Annotated in this window: 20 protein-coding genes and 2 tRNA genes; 9 read left to right on the plus strand and 13 right to left on the minus strand. The window is 70.2% G+C overall.

Annotated features, from left to right (window positions below; genetic code table 11):
- Window positions 1–6 precede the first annotated feature (6 nt).
- From OHA05_RS12010 to OHA05_RS12020, 3 genes are all read right to left on the minus strand, one after another.
- Window positions 7–612 (minus strand): ATP-dependent Clp protease proteolytic subunit, encoded by a 606-nt coding sequence (locus tag OHA05_RS12010; RefSeq protein WP_313949012.1) that lies wholly within the window; start codon window positions 610–612, stop codon window positions 7–9.
- Window positions 613–852: 240 nt separating this feature from the next.
- Complete coding sequence (gene tig / locus OHA05_RS12015) at window positions 853–2,244, minus strand: trigger factor (protein WP_328860553.1); 1,392 nt, start codon at window positions 2,242–2,244, stop codon at window positions 853–855.
- Window positions 2,245–2,425: 181 nt separating this feature from the next.
- Window positions 2,426–2,502 (minus strand) — tRNA-Pro (locus tag OHA05_RS12020).
- A gap of 141 nt (window positions 2,503–2,643) precedes the next feature.
- Between OHA05_RS12020 and OHA05_RS12025 the strand changes: the two genes are divergently transcribed.
- Window positions 2,644–2,714: transfer RNA gene (locus OHA05_RS12025), tRNA-Gly, on the plus strand.
- A gap of 84 nt (window positions 2,715–2,798) precedes the next feature.
- Here OHA05_RS12025 and OHA05_RS12030 read toward each other — a convergent pair.
- Both OHA05_RS12030 and OHA05_RS12035 read right to left on the minus strand, forming a co-directional pair.
- Window positions 2,799–3,821, minus strand: a complete 1,023-nt coding sequence (locus OHA05_RS12030; protein ID WP_313946322.1) for an alcohol dehydrogenase — start codon at window positions 3,819–3,821, stop codon at window positions 2,799–2,801.
- A 91-nt stretch (window positions 3,822–3,912) separates the two neighbouring features.
- Window positions 3,913–4,107: a hypothetical protein gene (locus tag OHA05_RS12035; RefSeq protein ID WP_313946321.1), complete on the minus strand. Its 195-nt coding sequence runs from the start codon at window positions 4,105–4,107 to the stop codon at window positions 3,913–3,915.
- Window positions 4,108–4,528: 421 nt separating this feature from the next.
- Between OHA05_RS12035 and OHA05_RS12040 the strand changes: the two genes are divergently transcribed.
- Entirely contained in the window at window positions 4,529–5,674 is a 1,146-nt protein-coding gene (locus OHA05_RS12040; protein ID WP_328860554.1) for an acyltransferase family protein, read from the plus strand.
- A 19-nt stretch (window positions 5,675–5,693) separates the two neighbouring features.
- Here OHA05_RS12040 and OHA05_RS12045 read toward each other — a convergent pair whose 3' ends face one another.
- The gene (locus OHA05_RS12045; protein ID WP_328860555.1) at window positions 5,694–6,155 is read right to left on the minus strand and encodes an HD domain-containing protein; all 462 of its coding nucleotides are present in this window, start codon (window positions 6,153–6,155) and stop codon (window positions 5,694–5,696) included.
- Window positions 6,156–6,512: 357 nt separating this feature from the next.
- On the opposite strand from OHA05_RS12045, the gene OHA05_RS12050 reads away from it, so the two are divergent.
- A complete protein-coding gene (locus OHA05_RS12050; protein ID WP_328863369.1) occupies window positions 6,513–7,733 on the plus strand; it encodes a cation:proton antiporter in 1,221 nt (406 codons plus the stop codon).
- Here OHA05_RS12050 and OHA05_RS12055 read toward each other — a convergent pair.
- Window positions 7,690–8,835 carry a PP2C family protein-serine/threonine phosphatase gene (locus OHA05_RS12055; protein WP_313946318.1) on the minus strand — a complete coding sequence of 382 codons (1,146 nt, stop codon included), beginning with the start codon at window positions 8,833–8,835 and terminating at the stop codon, window positions 7,690–7,692. The genes OHA05_RS12050 and OHA05_RS12055 overlap by 44 nt on opposite strands.
- Window positions 8,836–8,941: 106 nt before the next feature.
- Between OHA05_RS12055 and OHA05_RS12060 the strand changes: the two genes are divergently transcribed.
- On the plus strand, window positions 8,942–10,171 hold the full coding sequence (locus tag OHA05_RS12060; protein WP_328860556.1) for a GNAT family N-acetyltransferase: 1,230 nt from the start codon (window positions 8,942–8,944) through the stop codon (window positions 10,169–10,171).
- A 45-nt stretch (window positions 10,172–10,216) separates the two neighbouring features.
- On the opposite strand, the gene OHA05_RS12065 is transcribed toward OHA05_RS12060, so the two are convergent.
- Together OHA05_RS12065 and OHA05_RS12070 are read right to left on the minus strand one after the other, a co-directional pair.
- A complete protein-coding gene (locus OHA05_RS12065; RefSeq protein WP_313946316.1) occupies window positions 10,217–11,026 on the minus strand; it encodes an Fpg/Nei family DNA glycosylase in 810 nt (269 codons plus the stop codon).
- Between the two features lie 88 nt (window positions 11,027–11,114).
- Complete coding sequence (locus tag OHA05_RS12070; RefSeq protein WP_313946315.1) at window positions 11,115–11,600, minus strand: ribose-5-phosphate isomerase; 486 nt, start codon at window positions 11,598–11,600, stop codon at window positions 11,115–11,117.
- Between the two features lie 182 nt (window positions 11,601–11,782).
- Between OHA05_RS12070 and OHA05_RS12075 the strand changes: the two genes are divergently transcribed.
- The gene (locus tag OHA05_RS12075; protein ID WP_328860557.1) at window positions 11,783–13,276 is read left to right on the plus strand and encodes an amino acid permease; all 1,494 of its coding nucleotides are present in this window, start codon (window positions 11,783–11,785) and stop codon (window positions 13,274–13,276) included.
- Here OHA05_RS12075 and OHA05_RS12080 read toward each other — a convergent pair.
- Complete coding sequence (locus tag OHA05_RS12080) at window positions 13,240–15,165, minus strand: serine/threonine-protein kinase (protein ID WP_443043832.1); 1,926 nt, start codon at window positions 15,163–15,165, stop codon at window positions 13,240–13,242. The genes OHA05_RS12075 and OHA05_RS12080 overlap by 37 nt on opposite strands.
- Window positions 15,166–15,368: 203 nt before the next feature.
- Here OHA05_RS12080 and OHA05_RS12085 point away from each other — a divergent pair, with 203 nt between their 5' ends.
- Window positions 15,369–16,100 (plus strand): hypothetical protein, encoded by a 732-nt coding sequence (locus tag OHA05_RS12085; protein ID WP_328860559.1) that lies wholly within the window; start codon window positions 15,369–15,371, stop codon window positions 16,098–16,100.
- A 170-nt stretch (window positions 16,101–16,270) separates the two neighbouring features.
- On the opposite strand, the gene OHA05_RS12090 is transcribed toward OHA05_RS12085, so the two are convergent.
- Window positions 16,271–16,855, minus strand: coding sequence for a biotin transporter BioY (locus tag OHA05_RS12090; protein WP_313946311.1), 585 nt, complete (start codon window positions 16,853–16,855; stop codon window positions 16,271–16,273).
- A gap of 253 nt (window positions 16,856–17,108) precedes the next feature.
- Between OHA05_RS12090 and OHA05_RS12095 the strand changes: the two genes are divergently transcribed.
- The gene (locus OHA05_RS12095) at window positions 17,109–18,479 is read left to right on the plus strand and encodes an amino acid permease (protein WP_328860560.1); all 1,371 of its coding nucleotides are present in this window, start codon (window positions 17,109–17,111) and stop codon (window positions 18,477–18,479) included.
- Between the two features lie 115 nt (window positions 18,480–18,594).
- Window positions 18,595–19,992, plus strand: a complete 1,398-nt coding sequence (locus OHA05_RS12100) for an amino acid permease (protein ID WP_313946309.1) — start codon at window positions 18,595–18,597, stop codon at window positions 19,990–19,992.
- 62 nt (window positions 19,993–20,054) lie between these two features.
- On the opposite strand, the gene OHA05_RS12105 is transcribed toward OHA05_RS12100, so the two are convergent.
- Together OHA05_RS12105 and OHA05_RS12110 are read right to left on the minus strand one after the other, a co-directional pair.
- The gene (locus OHA05_RS12105; protein ID WP_328860561.1) at window positions 20,055–20,681 is read right to left on the minus strand and encodes a histidine phosphatase family protein; all 627 of its coding nucleotides are present in this window, start codon (window positions 20,679–20,681) and stop codon (window positions 20,055–20,057) included.
- Window positions 20,678–22,114 (minus strand): FGGY-family carbohydrate kinase, encoded by a 1,437-nt coding sequence (locus OHA05_RS12110; RefSeq protein ID WP_313946307.1) that lies wholly within the window; start codon window positions 22,112–22,114, stop codon window positions 20,678–20,680. Before OHA05_RS12110 ends, OHA05_RS12105 begins: the two co-directional genes overlap by 4 nt.
- A gap of 323 nt (window positions 22,115–22,437) precedes the next feature.
- On the opposite strand from OHA05_RS12110, the gene OHA05_RS12115 reads away from it, so the two are divergent.
- Window positions 22,438–23,451, plus strand: coding sequence for a 2-hydroxyacid dehydrogenase (locus OHA05_RS12115; RefSeq protein ID WP_328860562.1), 1,014 nt, complete (start codon window positions 22,438–22,440; stop codon window positions 23,449–23,451).
- The last annotated feature ends 11 nt before the right edge of the window (window positions 23,452–23,462 follow it).

Raw genomic sequence — 23,462 nt, forward strand, 5'->3', positions numbered from 1 at the left:
GCGGGCTCAGGCGCCGGTGCCGCCGCCGCCCGGAACGCCCGATGCGGCGGAGATGATCTCGTCGATGAGGCCGTAGTCCTTGGCCTCATCGGCCGTGAACCAGCGGTCGCGGTCGCCGTCGCGGATGATCGCCTCGACGGTCTGGCCGGAGTGGTGGGCGGTGATCTCCGCCATGCGCTGCTTCGTGCGGAGCAGGTACTCGGCCTGGATCTTGATGTCGGAGGCGGTGCCGCCGAGTCCGGCCGAACCCTGGTGCATGAGGATGTCGGTATTGGGAAGCGCGAAGCGCTTGCCGACCGCGCCGCCGGTCAGCAGGAACTGGCCCATCGAGGCCGCCATGCCCATACCGATGGTCACCACGTCGTTCGGGATGTACTGCATGGTGTCGTAGACCGCCATGCCGGCTGTCACCGAACCGCCGGGGCTGTTGATGTAGAGGTAGATGTCCTTGTCCGGGTCAGCGGCAAGGAGCAGCATCTGCGCCGTGATCTTGTTGGCGATGTCGTCGTCGACCTGCTGGCCGAGGAAGATGATGCGCTCGCCGAGCAGCCGGTTGTAGACATGGTCGCCGAGGCCACCACCGATAGACGGCTCACCGGCGGCGTTAGGCATCAGATTCGTCACGTATCCACCTGCTCGTCTCTGACGGCTGCCTGCCGTCTCAGCGTCTTCGTAACCGGGGGCGGGTACTCCCCTGCCCTCGTACTCATGGACCCTAACGCGCTGGTCGGCGGGACCCATCCCGGTTCCCGAACTGTTCGCTGGGAGCGCAAGGTGGTTGGGGTACGTGCGTACGGCGACGGGCCCCGGGCGCAGTGCGTCCGGGGCCCGCCACAGGGCTCACAGTGTGGCTCAGGCCTCGGTCTTCTTGTCCTCGGCCTGGTCCTCGGCCGCGTCGCCGTCGGCGGCCTCGACCGTCTCCGCGGTCTCGTCCTCGTCGTCCAGGTCGACCGTCTCACCGTTGGTGTCGACGACCTTGGCGGCCTCGACGACGACGGCGAGCGCCTTGCCGCGGGCGACCTCGCCGACGAGCATCGGCACCTGGCCGCCTTCGACGACGGCCTGGGCGAACTGGTCGGGGCTCATGCCGGAGGAGGCGGCACGCCGCATGAGGTGCTCGGTGAGCTCCTCCTGGTTGACGTTCAGCTTCTCCTTGTTGACCAGCTCGTCGAGGATGAACTGGGTCTTGATGCCCTTGACCGCCTGCTCCTTGGTCTCGGCATCGAACTCTTCCTCGGTCTTGCCCTGGATCTCCAGGTACTTGCCGAGGTCGATGCCCATCTGACCGAGCTGGTGGTGCTCGAGGTTGTGCTTACGGGTGTTGATCTCGTCCTCGAGGAGCTTCTCGGGGATCGGCACCTCGGCCAGCTTCAGCAGCTCGTCGAGGACGCGCTCCTGGGCCTGGGTGGCCTGGTCGTACTGCTTCATGTTCTCGAGGCGCTTGCGGCTGTCGGCCTTCAGCTCGTCGAGGGTGTCGAACTCGCTCGCCATCTGCGCGAAGTCGTCGTCGAGCTCGGGGAGCTCACGGGAGGAGACGGCGGTCACCTTGACGGTGACCTCGGCGTCCTTGCCCTCGGCGGAGCCGCCCTTGAGCTGCGAGGTGAAGGTGGCCTCGCCGCCGGCCTCCAGGCCGGTGACGGCCTCGTCGATGCCGTCGAGCAGCTCGCCGGAGCCGACGGTGTACGAGACACCGCTGGCGACGCCGTCCTCGAGGACCTCTCCGTCGACCTTGGCCTCCAGGTCGATCGTCAGGACGTCACCCTCGGCGGCGGCACGCTCGACCGGCGAGGTGGAGGCGAAGCGCTCACGGAGCTGCTCCACCGACTTCTCGACGTCCTCGTCGCTGACCTCTACGGCGTCGACGGTGACCTCGATGCCGGAGTAGTCCGGGATCTCGATGGAGGGGCGGATGTCGACCTCGGCGGTGAAGTTCAGCGTCTCGCCGTCCTTCAGCTCCGTGATGTCGACCTCGGGCTGGCCGAGGACGTTGATCTCCGCCTCGTTGACCGCCTCGGTGTAGAACTTCGGGAGGGCGTCGTTGACGGCCTCCTCCAGCACAGCACCACGGCCGAACCGCTGGTCGATCACCCGGGCCGGGATCTTGCCCTTTCGGAAGCCCTTGACCGTGACCTGCTGGTTGATCTTCTTGTACGCCGCGTCGAGGCTGTCCTTGAGCTCCTCGAAGGGCACCTCGACAGTGAGCCGAACCCGAGTCGGGTTCAGGGTCTCCACGGCGCTCTTCACGGTTCGGTCTCCTTGATGGCTGATTCTGGGATTCTGCTGCTCCGCCGCACAGGGAGGCGGCTCAGCTGATCGACCCGGGTCTTTTTGTCCCACTCGGTCCAGACACACGGGCACGCAGCTTGCATAGTAGCCGCAAGCAGGATGGGCCCCACAATGCGATCTTGCGGAGGCCCGGTGATGGTGGTCGGGGTGGCCGGATTCGAACCGACGACCTTCCGCTCCCAAAGCGGACGCGCTACCAAGCTGCGCCACACCCCGTCGGTGCGACACGTAGGGTACATGCCCGCAGGCAGTGGGGCTGCCGCATTCTCCGGCGCGTAATCCGGTGTGCGGCACCGGCCTCGGACCCGCTACGATGCTGTCCGTACCGCGGCCCACGTGACCTGCGGTGCGATGTATGCGGGCGTAGCTCAATGGTAGAGCCCTAGTCTTCCAAACTAGCTACGCGGGTTCGATTCCCGTCGCCCGCTCTCGATGACTCAGGGCCAGGCCGGAGGTTCGTTCCTCCGCCTGGCCCTGAGGCGTTTCCGGGCCCTCCGCACGCCCCCGGGGCGTCAGGTGGCGGTGGTGAGGACCATCCGGAACCGGGCCGCGCCGGACAGCATCTTCCGGTACGCCTCGTCCGCCTCCACCAGCGGCACGGTCTCGATCATCGGGCGGATTCCGTGCAGCGCGCTGAAGGCCATGGTGTCCTGCACGTCCTGCGAGGTGCCGGAGGGGTGGCCGCGGACGACCTTGCCGCTCATCAGCAGCTGGGTCGGGTTGATGCCGAGAGGCTCGGAGTCCGCGCCGATGACCACCAGCTCGCCGAGAGGGCGGAGCCCGTCCACGGTCGCCGTGATGGCGTCGGAATTGGCCGCGGTGGCCAGAACCACCTTGGCGCCGCCGAGGGCCCGCAGCGCGTCCGCCACGCTCGTGCCCGCCGTGCTGTCGATGTAGTGGTGCGCCCCGAGCTCCGTGGCGAAGTCGGTCTTCTCGGATCCGCGCGCGATGGCGACGGTCTCGAAGCCCATGGCGGCCGCGTACTTCACTCCCAGGTGGCCCAGGCCACCCATGCCGAGTACGGCGACGAGGTCGCCGGGCCGTGCGGAACTGCGGCGCAGGCCGTTGAAGGTCGTCACGCCCGCGCAGCCCAGGGGCGCCGCGTCGGTCGCCGCCAGGGCGTCGGGGATCCGGGCGAGGGCGTCGGCCGGTGCGATCACCTGGTCGGCGAAGCCCCCGTCGTATGCCCATCCGGGCACCTTCAGGTTCTCGCACACGATGAAGTCGCCCTGCCGGCAGGGCGTGCAGTGGCCGCAGCTGCCGCCGAACCAGCCGACCCCGACCCGGTCGCCGACCTTCCAGCCGCTGTACGTCCCCTCGCCGACCGCCTCGATCCGTCCGGCGATCTCGTGCCCGGCCACCACCGGGAACCGGAGGCCGGGCACCAGGCCGTTCACGAACAGGACGTCGCTGTGGCAGACCCCGCAGGCCTCCACGGCCACCCGTACGTGTCCGGGGCCCGGCTGCGGCACCTCACGTTCGGCGATCTCCAACGGGCCGCCTGGCGAGGCGACCTGGGCAACACGCATGGTCATGGCGATCACTCCGGGAACGACGGATCCCCCGGAACCAGCACACCACCTCCGGCGCGATCACGCGCGACGGAGGCAGCGCATCACCACCGGATCAGAAGTTGATCTGGTTGATGGTGTCCGCTATCGAGTTCAGGAATCTGTTGATCGACGGCGCCATGCCCGTCGATGCCAGGAAGAAGCCGAACAGCACGGCGACTATCGCCGGTCCGGCCTTGATCGAGCCGCCGCGGATCAGCACCACCAGGATGATCGCCAACAGAAGCACCACAGACAGCGAAATGGCCACAACTGATCACACCCTCGGTCGGTCCGCCTTGCCGGCCCGGGGGCACACGACCCAGCACACCCCCGCCATGAACATCGTGCCACCAACGGGGCGATGCATGCCGCCTCCTGACGAATCATCGACGGCGGGATCTCGCCATCCGCACGCGCGCACGGATGCCGCACGCGTGGCCGGTCGTCCGGGCGAGTGAAATGCGCGACGTAATTCGACCCGATCGTTTCGATGTGTACACACACTCGTCACGGCAATTTCGAAGTTAAACGGTGAGGTAATTCACTCTCTCGGCCAGGCGTGCCGATATGCCCCCTTTAAGGGGGATCAATCGGGGCATAGCGTCCGGTTGGCGGTGGTTTCAGATTCGAATGGGAGAAGCGCGGAGGGGGTTTTACTAAATCCGATCCGCGCGGCTAAGGTGCCTCGAATGTTCCACGCTCCGCTTGGATATCGCAGGGCCCCGCTCCCCCAGGTCCGGGATACGGAGCCCGCTCCCGACCCGACGAAGGCGGCCACTTCCGCGCCCGCCGAGCAGACTGCCCCGAAGTCCAGCAGGCGAGACGCGTACTTCGACAACGCCAAATATCTGGCCATCGTGCTGGTCGCCCTCGGGCACTTCTGGGAACCGGTGATGGACGGCAGCAGGACCACCCGGTCGCTGTACATGCTCGTGTACACGTTCCATATGCCGGCCTTCATCATCATCTCCGGCTACTTCTCCCGGAGTTTCACCGGCCGGCCCGACCAGCTCAAGCGGCTTCTGACCGGCATCGTCGTGCCGTACGTCGTCTTCGAGGTGGCGTACTCCCTGTTCAGGCGCTGGGCCGAGGACGCTCCGGACCAGTCGATCAGCCTGCTCGACCCCTTCTATCTGACCTGGTTCCTGGCCGCCCTGTTCATCTGGCGGCTGACGACCCCGCTGTGGAAGGTGATCCGCCATCCGCTGCCGGTGGCGCTGGTGGTGGCCTCGCTCGCCGCGCTGACGCCGGGCATCGGGGCGGACCTCAACCTCCAGCGTGTGCTGCAGTTCCTTCCGTACTTCGTGCTCGGACTGACGCTGAAGCCCGAGCACTTCGAGATGGTGCGCAGGCGGGAAGTGCGCCTGCTGTCGATTCCGCTGTTCGCCGGCGCCGCCGTCTTCGCCTACTGGGCCTCGCCCCGGATGAACTTCACCTGGCTCTACCGTTCCAACAGCGCGCAGGAACTGGGCGTTCCGTGGTGGTCCGGGGTCGTGATGACCCTCGCCTTCTTCGGGTGCGCGGTGCTGCTCACCATCGGATTCCTGGCGTGGGTGCCGAGCCGCAAGACCTGGTTCACAGTGCTCGGCGGCGGCACGATCTGCGGTTATCTGCTGCACGGACTGCTCATCAGGGGCGCCGACTATGGGCACGTCTTCCAGAACTACCCGTGGCTGAGCGACCCCGGCGGCGAGATCCTGCTCACGGTGACCGCGTTCGTCGTGGTGACCCTGCTGTGTACGCCGCCGGTCCGGCGGGCCATGAAGTGGGCGACCGAGCCGGACATGGCGTGGGCGTTCCGGCGGGAGTCGGCACAGGTCGGCCGCAAGAGCTGAGCGGGGCGGGCCGGACGGCTCAGGGAGCGCCGTCCGGCAGGCCCAACAGGGCGCGCGTCTTCGCGTACTTGGCCGTCAGCCGCTCGCGGGTCCGCTCGTCGAGCAGGGCGAGTCGCGCCGGGTCGGCATTGTGCGCGAGATCGGCCTCTTTGACGAGACGTGCGCCCGGGGTGGCGAGAATACGCCGGGTGTAGTCCTCCAACGGCTCGCCCTCGCCCTTGCTGAGGGCGAGCACCATGTCCTTGACCGACTGCGGCAACGGGGCCTCGTCCAGCCAGGTGCGGCTGAGCACACCGTCCTCGACGGTGTCGTGCAGCCAGCCGGCGGCCACCTGTTCGTCGCTGCCGCCCCGGGCGCGTACGCCCTCGGCGACGGCGGCGATGTGCTCCGCGTACGGGCGGCCCGACTTGTCCCGCTGGCCCTCGTGAGCCTCACGTGCGATGGCCTCGACCTCGGCCGGCGTCAGGTACTGCTGCGACATGGTCCCGACTCTACGGCCCGCGGATCACCCGCGCCCGGCGGTCGCACCGGCCGAACGCCCCGGCGAAGGCCGGTGCGATGAGGGCTGTCGTCATATCGAGCGCACCGGCAACTTCGTCGGCGAGGCCTACGTCGCGGGCGTCGGGGCCTCAGGTGATCCGCCTCCCGTTATGGCGCCAACTGCCCTGGCCGACACCGCTGTCGGTCGGCTTCGAGGCCACGGATCAAGGGTCGGCGACCCAGGAGTCGACAGTTGCAACGTCAACCATTTGGTAAACTAATTAATGACGTTTCCTTGACTTTCCCTTGACCCATGACGGAGGACGAGCCCATCGGACACGCAGACACCCTCATCGCCATGGGAGGCGCCTTTCTGGCGGCCGCCCTGCTCGCCCGCCTCGGTGGCCGTATCGGACTGCCGACGATCCCCCTGTTCATCCTGGCCGGCATCCTGCTCGGCCCCCACACCCCCGGCATCGTGCTCCTCTCGGACCCGCACGATCTGGAGATGCTCTCCGCGCTCGGCCTCGTGCTGCTGCTGTTCTATCTGGGGCTGGAGTTCCACCTCGACGATCTGAAGGCCGGCGGCCGCAAGATGGCGCTGGCCGGTGGCACCTACCTCGCGCTCAACGTCGGAGCCGGGCTCGGCTTCGGCTTCGCGCTCGGCTGGGGCACCTCGGAAGCGCTGGTGCTCGCCGGAGTGCTCGGTATCTCCTCGTCCGCGATCGTCACCAAAGTGCTGGTGGACCTCGGCCGTATCGGGAATCCCGAGACCCGGCCCATCCTCGGCATCATCGTCGTCGAGGACGTCTTCCTCGCCCTCTATCTCGCCGCGCTCCAGCCGATCCTGTCCGGCGCCGACAGTCTCGCCGCGGCGGTGATGGATGCCGGCATGGCCTTCGGCTTCCTGCTGCTGCTCGCGCTCGCTGCACGCTTCGGCACCCGCGTGATCGGACGGCTGATCAACACCCGTGACGACGAACTGCTCGTCATCTCCTTCCTGGGAGCGGCGGTGTTCGTCGCCGGCGTCTCGGAGTGGTTCGGGGTCGCCGACGCGATCGGCGCGTTCATGGTCGGTCTGATGCTCGGCAGTACGACGTCGGGCGAGCGCATCCGCCAGCTGGTGCATCCGCTGCGGGACGCCTTCGGGGCCGTCTTCTTCTTCGCCTTCGGGCTCTCGATCGACCCGGGCGACCTGCCGACCGTGCTGTGGCCGGTACTCGCCGCCGTCGCCGTGACACTGGTGATGAACGTGCTGGCCGGGGTGGCCGCGGCCCGTATCAACGGCTTCGGTGCGGGGCCGGCCGCCAACATCTCGACGACGCTGCTGGCCCGCGGAGAGTTCGCGCTGATCCTCGCGACGATGGCGGCGGCCGCGGGCCTGGACGAGCGGCTCTCACCGTTCATCGCGGGCTATGTGCTGGTCCTCGCGGTCCTCGGCCCGCTGGCCGCGGGACGGTCGCACTGGCTGGCGCGCATCCTGCCGGGCGGCCGGGACGGCGCAAACGGTGGCGGGGGCGGCGATGTCGCCGTCGTCACGCCTGCCGGCACAGCAGAAGCAGCGCCCGGTCGTCGTTGACGTCCTTGGCGACCGCCTCGATGAGATGCCAGGCCGCGCCCTCGAACCCGGAGGACACATAGCGGTCGGCCTCGCCCGTGAGGCGGTCGATGCCCTCACTGATGTCCTTGCCCGACGCCTCCACCAGACCGTCGGTGTAGAGCATCAGCACGTCGCCGGGGCGCAGGGAGCCCTTCACCGGGTCGAACTGCGCCCCGGCGTAGATGCCGAGGAGCGGTCCTTCCGCGCCCTTCTCCTCCCAGCGGCCGCTGCCCGCGTGCAGTTGCATGGCCGGCAGATGTCCGGCCGACAGCAGCTCGTAGTCGCCGGAGTCCAGGTCCAGGACGAGATGGATCGACGTCGCGAAGCCCTCTTCCCAGTCCTGCCGCAGCAGATAGCCGTTCGCGGCGGGCAGGAAGCCGTGCGGCGGCAGCGAGCCCAGCAGTCCGCCGAAGGCGCCGGACAGCAGCAGCGCGCGGGAGGCCGCGTCCATTCCCTTGCCCGAGACATCGGTGAGAACGACCTCCAGGGTCCGCCCGCCGTTCGTCCGGGCGGCGACGACGAAGTCGCCGGAGAAGGACTGGCCGCCCGCCGGGCGCAGCGCCATCTCGCGGTGCCAGCCCTTCGGCAGCCGCGGCAGGGCGCTCTGCACCCGGATACGTTCGCGCAGGTCGAAGAGCATGGTCCCGCCGCGACGCCAGGGCACACCCACGCGCGCCCGGAACTGCGCGATCAGCAGCCCGAAGAATCCACAGGCGGCGACCACCAGCACGATGCCGGGAGTGACGCGGGCCGCGCCCTCGGTGTACGGACCGAGGACGATCGACTCGACGATGAGTCCCGCGGCGCAGGCGGCGTACAGCCCCAGCAGGCTCGCGGGCCGCAGCAGCAGCGCACCGGCCACGATCGGCAGCACCAGGGCGGCCGGCGAGACCCACACGGGCATCGCGATCGTGCCCCAGGTGAAGGCGGGCACGGCCAGCATCAGTCCGCCGAGGGCGATCCAGTCGGAACCGTCACCCCGGAAGTAGTCCACACCGGACTTGCGCAGCGCGATGCGAGCCCGGTGCACTGCCTTGCGCATCCGGGCCCTGAGCGAGTCTGCTGCATTGCCGTGGGCCATTGTCGTGGACCCTATCCACCCGTTCGCCATCCGTGCAGGGGGACCCCGGTGACAATGCGTTCGAAATCGGGTCGCCGTGCCGCTCCGGCCCTGGTAGGCATGGGTTATGACGACAGAGCTGCGGGTCCTGCGCCCGGCCGAATGGGACGCGTGGTACGGGGAGTTGGAACTGGCCTTCGGGGGTGCCGGTGAGGCCCCCGAGGAACGCGAACTGTGGCAGTCGCTGACCGAGCACGAGCGGTCGATCGGAGCCTGGGAGGACGGGGACTGCGTCGGGACCGCCGGAGCGTTCACCTTCCGTCTCTCGGTGCCGGGCGGGGCCCTGGTACCCGCCGCCGGCGTGACGATGGTGAGCGTCGCGGCGACCCACCGCCGCCGGGGAATCCTCACGGCGATGATGCGCCGCCAACTCGACGACGTACGCGGCCTGGGCGAGCCCCTGGCCGTGCTCACGGCGTCGGAACCGGGCATTTACGGACGGTTCGGGTACGGGGTCGCGACCTGGCAGCTCAAGGCGGAGATCGACACCGTACGGGTACGGCTCTCGGTGCCGGAGGGCACCGACCGGATCCGGCTGCGACGGGTGAAGCCCGCGGACGCGCGGGCCGAGTGCGAGGCCGTCTACGCCCAACAGGTCACCGCCCGCCCGGGGATCCTGGCCCGCCGGCCCGGCTGGGAGCGGCTGCCGGTCCTCGACCCGCCGGCCGACCGGGAGGGCGCGTCGCCCCTTCAGTGCGTGCTCGCCGAACGCTCGGGCGAGGTCGTGGGCTACGCGCTGTTCCACAACAAGGCGTCGTGGACGGCGGCGGGGCCCGACGGCACGATCCTGCTCCAGCATCTCGACGCCCTGGACCCGCAGGCGTACGCGGCCCTGTGGCAGTTCCTCTTCGGCATCGACCTGACCTCGACGGTGCAGGTGATCAACCGTCCGGTGGACGACCCCTGGCAGCATCTCGTCTCCGACGTCCGCCGGTGCAACGTACGGCTGCGGGAATCACTGTTCGTCCGGCCCGTCGACCTGGGCGCGGCTCTGGAGGCGCGGACCTACCGGACGCCGCTCGATGTCGTCCTGGACGTGGAGGACACCTTCTGCCCGTGGAACGCGGGACGTTGGCGGCTGACGGGCGACGCCAAGGGCGCGTCCTGCGAGCGGACGAAGGAGGGTGCCGATCTGGCCCTGTCCGTACGGGAGTTGGGCTCGGCCTATCTGGGCGGGATCTCGCTCACCGCACTGGCCGCCGCGGGCCGGGTGCGCGAACTGCGGCAGGGGGCGCTGGCGGAGGCGTCCTCGGCGTTCGGCAGCGACGTGGCGCCCTGGCTGCCGCACGGGTTCTGACCGGCCGCCCGGCCGGTCGGGATCGCCGCGCGCGGCAGCCCGGGATCACCGTGCCTGGCAGGCCGGGCACCAGAAGAGATTGCGTGCGGCGAGACCGGCGGTGCGGATCTCGCCGCCGCAGACATGGCAGGGCTGCAGAGCCCGACGGTAGACATAGACCTCGCCGCCGTGGTCGTCGACGCGCGGCGGCCGGCCCATGGCCTCCGGAGTGTGCTCGGGGCGGACCGTGTCGATGCGGTTGTTGCGTACGCCCTCGTGCATCAGCTCCACGAGGTCGGCCCAGACGGCGTCCCATTCGGCGCGGGTGATGTCCCTGCCCGCGCGGTAGGGGTCGATGCCGTGCCGGAAGAGGACCTCGGCGCGGTAGACGTTCCCGACCCCGGCGATGATCTTCTGATCCATCAGCAGGGCGGCGACGGTGGTGCGGGAGCGGGAGATCCGCGCCCAGGCCTTCTCCGGGTCGTCGCCGTCCCGCAGCGGATCGGGGCCCAGACGGTCGTGTATCGCCGCCTTCTCACCGTCCGTGATCAGTGAGCACGTCGTGGGGCCGCGCAGATCGACGTACGCGTCGGCGTCCGCGAGGCGCAGCCGGACGGTGTCGGTGGGCGGCGGAGCGGGTGTCCCGCCGATGTCCACCCGGCCGAAGAGACCGAGGTGGATGTGGATCCAGCCGCTCGCACCGAAGCCGAGGAAGAGGTGCTTCCCGTGCGCCTCGCAGTGGTCCATGACCTGGCCGTCGAGCAGCGCCGCGGCGTCGGAGAACTTGCCCTGCGGGCTGCTGACGCGGACCGGCCGGTCCAGGAAGCGCTCACGGTGATCCGCCGCGAGGCGGTGAATCGTATGCCCTTCGGGCACGGCGGGTCACTCCTGTGGGCGGGCAGGCCGGAAGCGGCCTGCCCGGCGGTCGGGGGCTGGATCGCGTGGTGCGGGGGTGGGCCCCCTGTCACCGCTCCGGGTGGTGCGCGGGGATCGGGGGCAGCTCGCCGGTCGCCTCGTACGCGCTGAGCATCTCGATGCGGCGGGTGTGACGCTCCTCACCCGAGTACGGGGTGTTGAGGAAGATCTCGACGAACTTCGTCGACTCCTCCGTCGTGTGCATCCGGCCACCGATGGAGATGACGTTGGCGTCGTTGTGCTCACGGCCGAGCGCGGCGGTCTGCTCGCTCCAGGCGAGGGCCGCACGGACACCCTTGACCTTGTTCGCGGCGATCTGCTCGCCGTTGCCGGAGCCGCCGATCACGATGCCGAGGCTGCCGGGGTCCGCGGCCGTCTTCTCCGCGGCGCGCAGGCAGAACGGCGGGTAGTCGTCCTGGGCGTCGTAGATGTGGGGACCGCAGTCGACGGCCTCGTGGCCGTGAGCGGTGAGCCACTCGACGAGGTGGTTCTTGAGTTCGAAGCCGGCATGGTCGGAACCGAGGTACACGCGCATGTTCCGAGTGTGGCACGTGAGGGACCGGGTAGCCGTCAGCGGGGTCAGGACCCACTGGGGCCGTGAGCTTCCGCTTATCACCTCGACCTAACGATCCGGAGACAGGTCTTCCGCGATCCGACGACGCGGGTTTGAATGCGGGGGCTCGTGACCCGAGTGCTCTCAAACCTAAGGAATCGTCCATGACCTCGCAGCAGACCCTCACGAAGGAAGGCGGGAGCCCCGAAGAACCCGGGAACCCGCAGTCCTCGTCCGGTCTCCAGGCCGGTCTCAAGAACCGGCATCTGTCCATGATCGCCATCGGCGGCGTGATCGGCGCCGGGCTGTTCGTCGGCTCCGGTTCCGGCATCGCCGCGGCGGGTCCGGCCATCCTTCTGTCGTACGCGCTCGTCGGCACGATGGTCGTCTTCGTGATGCGGATGCTGGGCGAGATGGCCGCGGCCAACCCGACCTCCGGGTCGTTCTCCGCCTACGCGGACCGCGCGCTCGGCCGCTGGGCCGGCTTCTCGATCGGCTGGCTGTACTGGTTCTTCTGGGTCGTGGTGCTGGCGGTCGAGGCGACCGCCGGTGCCGTGATCCTGGAGAGCTGGATACCGGCCGTACCGCAGTGGGCGTGGGCACTGATCGTGATGGTCGTGCTCACCGCGACCAACCTCGCGTCGGTGGCCTCGTACGGCGAGTTCGAGTTCTGGTTCGCCGGCATCAAGGTCGTCGCGATCGGCGCCTTCGTGGTCATCGGCCTGCTGGCCGTCTTCGGCGTGCTGCCCGGCTCCGACAACCCGGGCGCGGGATTCGCGCATCTCACCGACGCCGGCGGATTCTTCCCCGAGGGATACGGAGCGATCCTCACCGGTGTGCTGATGGTGGTCTTCTCCTTCATGGGCAGCGAGATCGTGACGCTGGCCGCGGGCGAGTCCGAGGACCCGCAGAGGGCCGTCACCAAGGCGACGAACAGCGTGATCTGGCGGATCGGCGTCTTCTACCTGGGCTCGATCTTCGTCGTGCTGACGCTGCTGCCGTGGAACGACAAGTCGATCGTCAAGGACGGTTCGTACGTCGCCGCGCTGAACTCGATCGGTATCCCGCACGCGGGCCAGATCATGAACGTCATCGTGCTGACCGCGGTGCTCTCCTGCCTCAACTCGGGTCTGTACACCGCCTCCCGCATGGCCTTCTCGCTGGGCCGGCGCGGGGACGCCCCGAAGAGCTTCGCGAAGACGAACTCCCGTGGTGTGCCGCGGGTGGCCATCCTGTCCTCGGTGGTCTTCGGCTTCGTCGCGGTCTTCTTCAACTACCAGTGGCCCGACACCGTGTTCGCGTTCCTGCTCAACTCCTCGGGTGCGGTCGCCCTGTTCGTCTGGCTCGTGATCGCTGTGACTCAGCTGCGCATGCGCGGCATCATCGAGCGGGAGTCGCCCGAGAAGCTCGTCGTGAAGATGTGGCTCTTCCCGGGCCTGACCTGGGCGACCATCGGCATGATCTCGTTCGTGCTGGTCTACATGCTGTTCGACGACGCCGGGCGGGAGCAGGTGCTGCTGTCGCTGCTGGTGGCGGCCGTGGTCATCGCCATCGCCGTCGGGCGTGAGTGGTTCGGACGCGGTGGCCGGTCCGCCGGGCCCGAGGACGCCGCCATCCCTCATCAGAGCGGTGCGAACGACTCCGTCACCCGGTCGTAAGCAGTCAGGGCGGCCCGCTGTGAGGCGATGTCGTACCAGACGTTGAGCTGGTACGACTTGCCTCCGGCGGTGAATCCGAGCTGGCGGGCACGCCAGTCGGAGCCGTCCTGGGTGAAGAAGTACTCCCAGACGATCGCCGGGTCACCACGAAACGTGGTGCGCTCCAGGCGGATCTTGCGGTAACCGGGAGCGTCGTGACTGTCGCGCTCGAACCGCTCCCACTGGGTCAGGAGATCGCCGCCTCGTGCAAGTGCGTACGAGGCGGCGATTTCCTGTTGTCCGTCGGGCGAGTGGTAGTGGATGTTCGACGGGCTCTTGGCGGTGCGCGTCCAGCCCTGCGGCGGCGCCCAGGCGAATCCCGCCTCGCTGCGGGTGCCCGGGGGCGGGGTGGCCGGCGCGGTGGTGGGTGCTGTGGTGGCCGGCGCGCTCGTGACGCCGGGTGACCGCGCCCCGGCGCCGGACTCGTCGGGGTCCTCGCCGGACGTGAGGAGTACGGCGGCGGTCGTCGCGGCCGCGACGGTGGCGAGGGCGGCGGCGAGAACGACGGCACGGGTGCGGGCGCGGGAACGGCTCGTGGGCTCAGAGGTGTCCGGGCCGGCGGGCCCCGTGGGCGGGCCGGTCCGCGAGACCAGCGGGAGGGACGCGGGGCTCTCGCCGGTCGCGGGGGTCGTGGTCGACGTCGCCGTGGGTACGGGGCTGGTGGCCGCTTCGGGGCGCGTGGCGGGTGCCGGGGCCGGGGTGGGTTCCGGGTGCTTGGTCGGTACGGGCGGGGGCGCGGGTCGACGGGGTGGGGGTGTGAGCCGGCGGGTGGGCGCGGATACGACGTCCCCGTCGGGGGGCGGCGGGTCGGGAGGCGACTCCGGTGCGGGCTCAGGCATCTCCGGTGCGGGCTCGGGCTCGCGCTCGGGGCGGGCGTCTGCCGGTTCGGGCTCAGGGGGTGCGTCGGCCGGTTCGGGATCCGGAGCGGGTTCGGATTCCCGTTCCTCCTCGGGCTCGGGCTCCTGGCGCGGTTCCTGCCCCCTCTCCCTCCCCCTCTCCCCCGGCACCGGCTCCTCCTGCGTACCCTCCCCCGGCTCTCCCTCCGCCCCGCTCTCCCCCTCCGGTGGCGGCACGACGACCGTGACTGCCCGCGTCGGGACGTACGACGAGGCGACCCGCGCCAGCACGGGTTCCAGCTCGTCCAGCGTCGGGCGCTCGTCCGGCTCCTTGACCAGGAGCGAGCCCAGGACTCCGGCCAGGGGCCCGGCACCGTCCGGAAGTTCGGGCTCCTCGTAGAGAACAGCGTGCAGTGTCGCCAGAGTTGTGGGGCGGGCGAACGGCGAATGGCCCGCCAGCGCCGCGCACAGCGTCGCCCCCAGTGACCACAGATCCGACGCGGGCCCCTGCGGGCGGCCGCCGACGCGCTCGGGAGCCATGTAGTCGGGCGAGCCGACCAGCATGCCCACCACCGTCAGCGCTTTCGCGTCCTGGATCGCCGCGATGCCGAAGTCCGTGAGCACGATCCGGCCCGCCCTGCCCAGCAGAACGTTCCCGGGCTTGATGTCCCGGTGCAGCACCCCTCTCGCATGGACCTCGCGGAGCGCCGCCGCCAGCCCGAGGCCGATACGGGCCGCCTCGCGCGGTGTCACCGGCCCCTGCTCGACGAGGAGTTGCTCCAGCGAGCGGGAGTCGACGAGCTCCATGACGATCCAGAGGCGGTCGCTCTCCTCGACCACGTCGTAGACGCGGACCACGTTCGGGTGGTCGATGCGAGCCGTGGCCCTGGCCTCCCGCATCGTCCGTTCGCGGCGGATCCGGGTGTCCTCCGCATCCGTTTCGTTCATGCGCATTTCCTTGACCGCGACCGGCCGGTCCAGGATCACGTCGGCGGCTCGCCACACCCGCCCCATTCCCCCCTGCCCAATGCTTTCGTCCAGCCGATAACGCTCCGCCACCAATAGCCCAGGAATACCCGGCATGACCTTCCTCCCCGTCAGCAACGGCTGTGACCAGGACAGAAGCATGAACTTGCACCCATGACAGCATAGTTCGACGCAATCTTGTGGAACCCTCTTTCTACGCACTGTCCGATGTGCGGCAAGGGGGCTGGGAAATGCAAGGAAAACGCTCGGGACCCGTATTCGCGACCGTGGTGGCGGCAGTATTGATTCTGCCGTTCAGCGCGTACGCGGCCGACGATCCGGTGCCCGGAAGCAGCCAGGGCGGCACGCCCGGGCCCGCGGCGCCGGCGGATGTGAGGATCACGACCGAACTGCCCCGGCAGATCACCGTCGACAACAAGAGCGAGCAGACCACGGTGAGCGCCAAGGTCAAGAACGGGGGGACCAAGGACAGCGGGCCGATCACCCTCTCCGTCGTCGGTTTCGACGGCATGAAGGTCACCGACGTCGAGGGGTGTGTGCGGATCGCCGAGGGCAAGCTGCCGCCGGGCTCCAACAGCGGGTTCGCCTGCACCATCGACAACCTCGCGGCCGGCAAGGACCGTTCCTACCGGATCGCGGCCACGTTCGATCTCCAGAAGACCGGCAAGATCTGTCTTCCGGTCACCGAGGGCACCGGCAAGAAGCTGCTCTGGCAGCAGGGCCCGGTCCCCTTCGGTACCTCGAAACCGACTCCCAATGCACCGGACACACCGCTGCTGCTGGGCACCGACAACGTGCCGCTCGGCCCGGACAGCCCGCCGGCCACCGGGGGTGGTCTGCCGCGCACCGGCCCGCCCGGCAGCACCCTGCCGCTCGGACTGACCGCTCTCGCGCTGTTCGCGCTCGGGGGCACCGGTATCTGGTGGACCAGCCGGAGCCGCTGGGCTCGCGGCGGCGGATAGCCGGGTGGGCCCGCGGTCGTCGGTGGCCGCGGGCCCTCCGCTCCTCCCGTTCGCGGGGACTGCTCCGACGTGCCGCGGTGCGGGCGGGCAGTCTCCGTGGACACGCAAAAGGCTCGCCCGGGTCGAGGAGTTGCGACCCGGGCGAGCCTGTGTGTGCCGGAGCTGCTTCCTCAGCCGCGGCGGCCGAGGAGCTTCCAGGCGGTGGGCAGGGCACCCATCGCCAGGGCGGCCTTGAGCGCGTCGCCGATCAGGAAGGGCGTGAGGCCCGCCGCGACGGCCTGGGACAGGCTCATGCCGGTCGCCAGGGCGAGGTAGGGGACGCCCACGGCGTAGATGATCACGGAGCCCACGGCCATGGTGCCCGCGGTGCGCAGGACGGACCGGTCGGCGCCGCGGCGCGCGAGGCCACCGACGACCGTGGCCGCGAGCAGCATGCCGAGGATGTAACCGAAGGACGGCATCGCATAGCCGGACGCGCCCTCCGCGAACCACGGCATGCCGGCCATGCCGACGACCGCGTACAGCGCGAGGGAGAGGAAGCCGCGGCGGGCTCCGAGCGCGGTGCCGACGAGCAGGGCGGCGAAGGTCTGGCCGGAGACGGGGACCGGGGAGCCGGGGACCGGCACCGAGATCTGGGCCGCTATGCCGGTGAGCGCGGCGCCGCCGACGACAAGGGCGATGTCACGCGCCCGGGAGGCGGGCAGCAGGTCCGCGAGGACCGCTCCCGGACGGGAGGTGACGGAAGCAGTGCTCATCGGAACTCCGCGGAGGGTGAGGGCAGGCAGGAACAGGCTGACCGTAGCCCAGAGTCGATCTCCCGATCACCGTCAGCCGTCGACAAAGGGCGGCTCGTCACCGTGGTGGGAACCGCACAAAGGACGTGGGTCATGCGCCACTTGGCGTGATGCTCGTCACGGAGGTCGGAGGGTGAGGGGTCCGTTTTGCGGTCGAGAGCCCGCCCCGGGGAGACTGTAGGGTCCCACCAATCCATCGGAGAGTACGCGCACCATGCACGAGGCCCTGACGACCGACGAGCCGCTCGCCCACGGGCTCAAGCAGCGTCATCTGACCATGCTGGGCCTCGGCGGGGTGATCGGCGCCGGGCTGTTCGTGGGTTCGGGCGCGGGGATCGCGGTCGCGGGCCCGGGCATCGTCCTGTCGTATCTGATCGCCGGCACGATCGCGATGCTGGTGATGCGGATGCTCGGTGAGATGTCCGCGGCCATGCCGGCGTCCGGTTCGTTCTCGGTGCACGCCGAGAAGGCGATCGGCCGCTGGGCCGGGTTCACCGTGGGCTGGCTCTACTGGTTCCTGCTGGTGGTCGTCCTCGCCGTGGAGGCGACGGCGGCGGCCACGATCGCCCACGACTGGGTGCCCGCGCTGCCGCAGTGGGGCTGGGTCCTGGTCTTCATGGTGTTCTTCACCCTCGCCAACCTCACCGCCGTACGGAACTTCGGCGAGTTCGAGTTCTGGTTCGCCGCGCTCAAGGTCGGCGCGATCGTGCTCTTCCTGATCCTCGGCACGCTCGCCGTCTTCGGTCTGCTCCCGGACACCGATCCGGTGGGCCTGACCCATCTCACCGGCGACGGGGGCTTTCTGCCGGGCGGCTGGAGCGGGGTGATCTCCGGCGTGCTCGCCGTTGTCTTCGCCTTCGGCGGTCTGGAGGTCGTCACCATCGCCGCGGCGGAGACCGACGACCCGGCGCGTGCGGTGGGTCGCGCCGTGCGCAGCGCGGTCGTCCGCATCCTCTTCTTCTACGTGGGCTCGATGCTGGTGATCGTGACGCTGCTGCCGTGGACCGCGCAGCAGGCGGGGCTGAGCCCGTATGTCACCGTGCTCGACTCGATCGGCATTCCGCAGGCCGGTCAGATCATGAACATCGTGGTGTTCGTGGCCCTGCTGTCGGCGCTCAACGCCAATCTGTACGGGGCCTCCCGGATGGTCTTCTCGCTCGCCGAGCGCGGCGAGGCACCGCGCGGGCTGCTGAGGATCTCGGGTGGGGGTGTGCCCCGGCGGGCCGTCCTCGCCTCGGTCGCCTTCGGCTTCGTCTCCGTGCTGCTCAATCTGAAGTGGCCCGACTCCGTCTTCCTCTATCTGCTCAACTCGGTCGGTGCGGTGCTGCTGTTCGTGTGGGCGCTGATCGCGGTCTCGCAACTGCGGCTGCGCCGCAGGATCGAGCGCGAGGCGCCCGGCACTCTGACGCTGAAGATGTGGGCGTTCCCCTGGCTCACCTGGGCCACACTGGTCGCGATTGCCGGTGTGCTGGTGCTGATGCTCACGGACGACACCGCCCGCCCCCAGGTGCTCTGGTCCAGTGGGGCCGCGGCGGCGGTGCTGATCGTCGCGGGGGTGCGGGAGCTACGGGCACGTCGTGGGTGAGTGTTCACCTTGTGTGAGCATGGTGCCCGTATAGCGGACATGTGTTCCCCGTCAGCGGGTGCTTGCCCAGACTGTGCTGCGCTCCCCCGTCTCAGCTACTGATCAGGGCACGCCCATGTCTCGGACTTCCGCGCCCGCGCCCGCCGACCGTCAGGACGACGTCGCGCTCTCGCACGGACTCAAGCAACGCCACCTCTCGATGATCGCCCTCGGCGGCGTCATCGGCGCCGGTCTCTTCGTCGGGTCCGGTGCGGGCATCGCCGCCGCCGGCCCGTCCATCGTCATCGCCTACGCGCTCTCGGGTCTGCTCGTCATGCTCGTGATGCGCATGCTCGGCGAGATGTCCGCGGCGAACCCGGCGTCCGGTTCCTTCTCGGTGCACGCCGAGCGGGCCATCGGCCCCTGGGCGGGCTTCACCGCCGGCTGGTCCTTCTGGTTCCTGCTGTGCGTCGCCGTCGGCCTGGAGGGCATCGGCGCCGCGAAGATCATGACCGGCTGGATGCCCGGCACCCCCGAGTGGGCGTGGGTCGCGCTGTTCATGCTGGTGTTCTGCGGGACGAACCTGGCGGCGGTGAAGAACTTCGGTGAGTTCGAGTTCTGGTTCGCCGCCCTCAAGGTCGGCGCGATCGCCCTGTTCCTCGGCATCGGTGTCCTCGCGATCACCGGTGTCCTGCCGGGCACGGACGCACCGGGAACCGCCAACCTGACGGGTGACGGCGGCTTCCTGCCCAACGGAACCGACGGGCTCGTCGTCGGTCTGCTCGCCTCCGTGTTCGCGTACGGCGGTCTGGAGACGGTCACCATCGCCGCGGCCGAGTCCGAGCACCCGGTCCAGGGCGTCGCGAAGGCCGTCCGCACCGCGATGTGGCGCATCGCCGTCTTCTACATCGGCTCCATGGCCGTCATCGTCACCCTGGTGCCGTGGGACGACCCGAAGGTCGTCGAGAAGGGCCCGTACGTCGCGACCCTCGACCACCTCGGCATCCCGGGTGCCGGCCAGATCATGAACGTGGTGGTGCTCGTCGCGCTGCTCTCCGCGATGAACGCCAACATCTACGGCGCCTCCCGCATGGCCTGCTCGCTGGTGGCGCGCGGCCAGGGCCCGAAGGCGCTCGGCCGGACGTCCGGCGGGGTGCCGCGTACGGCGGTGCTGGTCTCCTCGGTCTTCGGCTTCGGGTGCGTGCTGCTGAGCTACTGGCGGCCGAACGACGTCTTCATGTGGCTGCTCAACATGATCGGCGCGATCATCCTGGTGGTCTGGATCTTCATCGCGGTCTCCCAGTTGCTGCTGCGCCGCCGGACGGAACGCGAGGACCCCTCGCGGCTGGTGGTGAAGATGTGGCTCTACCCGGCGCTGACCTGGGTGGCTCTGGCGGGCATGGCCGCGGTGTTCGTCCTGATGGCGCGCGAGGCCGAGACGCGGACGCAGCTCTTCTACACGGGCGGGCTGACGCTGGCGCTGGCGGCGGTCGGATACGCGCGGCAGGTGCGCGCACGCCGTTCGCAGGCCTGATCACGCCCCACTGATCCACGACTCGAGGCCCGCCCCCGACCGGGGCGGGCCTCGGCGCGTTCTCAGCCGCCGGACAGGCCGGTGTCCACCGGCACGTTCAGCGACAGCAGCGCGGCCGTGCTGCCGGACAGCCGCAGTTCGCTGAGTGCCGCGTTGCGCAGTGCGGGGAACACCCGCCGGTACGCGGACAGTTCGATGCCCAGCAGCTCGCACAGCACCAGCCGCAGCAAGGTGTTGTGCGCCACCACCAGCACCCGCTGTCCTTCGTGCTCCCGCGCGATCCGGCTCAGCGCGCCTGCTCCTCTGGCCGCCGCCGCCCGCGGGTCCTCCGCCTCGGGGAACGGATGAGCCACGGGGTCCCGGGTGAAGGCCGCCGCGGCGGAGGGGTTCTGGGCGGCGAACTCCGCGAGTGTGCGGCCCTCGACCACACCGAAGTCGCACTCCCGCAGGGCGTGTTCGCGCTGTGCCGTCAGCCCGAGCGCCCGGCAGGCGGGTTCGGCCGTCTCGATCGCACGGGAGACCGTCGAGGTCCACACCGCGTCGACCGGATGCCGTGCCACCCACTGCCCCAACTGCTCGGCCTGTCTGCGGCCTTCGTCGGTGAGGGCGACATCGCTCACTCCCGCGTAGCGGTTCTCGGCGTGCCACACCGTCCGGCCGTGCCGGGCGATCAGCAGGGTCGTACTCATGTCGGCCTCTCCGTGCTTCCTGTGCTGTCTCGACGTGCCGTGTCTCCGGCGCTTTTGGTGCTTGTCCGGTTCTCCGTGCGCGCTCGGGCGTGTGCGGCCAGCGGGCCGGGCAGCCAGCCTCGCCGCTCCAGCTCGCCCACCATCGTCAGATACGGCTCGGTGAACCGCTCGCCGCCACGCGGCCGCACCACGTGCCGCAGCCGGACCATGCGCTCGGCGGCGTCGGCGACCGTGTCTGCGGACCCGGCTCCGTACGCGGCGAGTACGGCCATGCCCAGGGCCGGTTCGCTGTACTGCGGGACGCGCACCGGCCGCTGGAGGACCTCGGCCCGCAGCCGGGTCCAGTAGTCGCTGCGGACGGCGCCGCCGGTGAAGGTCAGCGGGCCGTCGACGGGCGCGCCCAGCAGATCCAGATAGTCGAGACAGAGCCGTTCGGTCAGCGCCACGCCCTGGAGCAGGGCCGCCCAGTGGTCGGCGTCGCAGACGGGTCTGCCCAGGAGGAAGGCCGTGGCCTCGGGGGCGGTGAAGGGGAACCGTTCGCCCGGGGAGCCGAGCGGATAGGCGACCGCGCCCGCCGGCTCGAACTCCGCGGCGCGCGCGTCGAGAGCGGCCGGGTCGGCGTCCGGGAAGGCTGCGTGCAGCGCCCCGCCGCCGACGCCGGACGCCCCGCCCGGCAGCCAGGTCCCGTCCGCGGACAGATGGCTGTAGACGACGCCGGCGGGGTCGCGCAGCGGCTCGGCCGTGACCCCCTTGAGGACGAGGGTGGTGCCGAGGACCGAGTTCCAGGAGCCGACGGTGAGCGAGCCGGAGGCGATCTGGGCGGCGCAGCCGTCGGTCATACCGGCCACGACCGTCGTACCGGCCGGGATGCCGGTCTCCTCGGCGGCCTCGCGGCACACCTCGCCGAGCCGGGTGCCGGGGCGCACCACGTCCGGCAACACGCCCTCCGGCAGGCCCGGTTCGGCGAAGACACCGCGCTCGGCGTCGTACCCGGTCTTCAGGGCGTGGCTGGAGTCCGTGGGCAGCAGCCGGCCCGCCAGCCGGGCCACGATCAGATCGGCCTGGTGCAGGACGTGTGCCTCGCGCCCGGCGCCGTACTCGCGCAGCAGCCACAGCGCTCTCCCGGGGCCGCGGCCCGGCGCCCGCCCGTCGTCGTACATCAGGGCGGGGGTGAGGGGGCGGCCGTTCCGGTCGGCGAGCAGGACCGTCCCCGAGGTGGAGCAGACGGCGAGGGCGCGGGGGCGGTGGCCGTCGCGCAGGGCTTCGCGGACCGCCGTGCACACGGCGCTCCACCAGTCGTCCGGGCTCTGTTCGTGGCGTACTCCGTCGCGGCGGCCGGTCAGGGGCGCCGAGCCGCTGCCGAGGACGGCGCCGTCGTCGGAGGCGACGACCGCGCGGACGCTCTGGGTGCCGAGATCGATGCCCATCCACATGACGGCTCCTTCCGTGGACCTCTCACTGTGCACCGGCAGAAGGGCGTGCCGGAGGGATTGACGCTCCCGAGCCGCTGTCCCACGCTCGGTTGACCGGTCGGCGGACGCTGCGACGTCCGGGGGTCGTCCGGCGGCGGCCGCGCGCCGTCCACCGGATGCGGTCCGGCGGCGGCTACGATCCGCTGCGTTCCTCCTTCCCCACCGGCCGTGTGCGTGGCGGCCGTGCGGTCGGTGCACGAGCAAGGTCCCTTGTCAGGTCTGCGCTCAGGGCCGGTGGAAGGCGCCCCGGCACAGGCCGCGTACGACCCCCGCGGAGGCACTGCATGAAAGTCCTGGCTGCCGGCGACCACTTCGTCCTCAACTCCCTGATCGCCGAGGCCCTGCGCCACGATCTCGCCGGCTCCCCGCCCGACCTGACCGAGCTCACGCTGCCGTGGCCGCTCGAACCCTTCGGCAGGGTCGCCGAGGTCGACGAGGCGAGCGACGTCGAGGACGCGCTGATCGAGGCGCTCGACGGGGTGGAGGTGTGCGTGACGCAGATGGCCCCCTTCACCGAGCGGGTGCTCGCGGCTTCTCCCTCGCTGCGGATGATCGCCGTCTGCCGCGGCGGCCCGGTCAACGTCAACACCGAGGCGGCCGGGGCGCGGGGCGTCAAGGTCTGCTTCGCGCCCGGCCGCAACGCCGCGTCCACCGCCGAGTTCACCGTCGGGCTGATGCTGGCGGCCCTGCGCTCGATCCCCGAGGCGCACAGCGCACTGACCGGCAGGACCGGCTGGGACGGCACGTACTACACGTACGAACGCAGCGGTCTGGAGCTGGAGGACACCCCGGTCGGGCTGGTCGGCTACGGCGCGGTGGGCAGCCGGGTCGCGCGGGTGCTGTGCGCGTTCGGCGCCGAGGTGGAGGTGTACGACCCGTATGTGCGCGGCGATGTGCACGGCATGCGCGCGAAGACCCTGGACGCGCTGCTCTCCCGCTCCCGTGTCGTCACGCTGCACGCCCGCCTCACTCCCGAGACCCAGGGGCTCATCGGCGCTCGTGAGCTGGCCCTGATGCCCCGTGGATCGGTGCTGGTCAACGCGGCGCGGGGCGGGCTGCTGGACACCGCGGCGCTGTGCGACGCGCTGGACGACGGGCAGTTGGCCGCCGCCGCGCTCGACACCTACGAACAGGAGCCGCCGCCGCCCGGCTCACGGCTGTTCGACACCCCGAACCTGGTGCTCACCCCGCATCTGGGCGGTGCGAGCCGTGCCGTCGCCCGCAAGGCCGCGGCCATCGCGGCGGCGGAGGTGGCCCGTTACGTCCGGGGAGAACCGCTCGCGCACTGCCTCACCTGAGAGGACTTCTG

This window comes from Streptomyces sp. NBC_00306, assembly GCF_036169555.1.
Lineage (GTDB): Bacteria > Actinomycetota > Actinomycetes > Streptomycetales > Streptomycetaceae > Streptomyces > Streptomyces achmelvichensis.